The 259-nt window shown below is 48.6% G+C and carries 1 protein-coding gene; it reads right to left on the bottom strand.

Annotated features, from left to right (window positions below; translation table 11 throughout):
* A partial coding sequence (locus ACRHOC_RS14900; protein ID WP_431159416.1) for a zinc metallopeptidase occupies positions 1–206 on the bottom strand: 206 nt, incomplete at its 3' end.
* Positions 207–259 lie beyond the last annotated feature (53 nt).

The following is a 259-nucleotide window of genomic DNA, read 5'->3' as shown; positions in this document are numbered from 1 at the left end:
TCATATTCTTGCTGACACGCCATATGCGTATTTTTTACCCAGGCCAAAGCCCGGTTGCTTGCACCATATCCTACTGGTAAAGTGATAAAACGAAATAAGGTGGCGGCTCCCATAAAAACTAAACCAGCAGCGGCTACCCAGTAACACAGACCAAGTCCAGCTGGGGCTCCCATTATTAGGCCACCAATAACTAGCGAGTGTGACATGCCTGAGGTTACACTTACGACTGACACAAGTGCTGAGCGGATTTGAAGCGCAC

This window comes from Winogradskyella poriferorum, assembly GCF_050618035.1.
Lineage (GTDB): Bacteria > Bacteroidota > Bacteroidia > Flavobacteriales > Flavobacteriaceae > Winogradskyella > Winogradskyella poriferorum_A.
The sequence above is the reverse complement of the archived record's forward strand: the minus strand, read 5'-3'. Positions and strand labels throughout refer to the sequence as shown.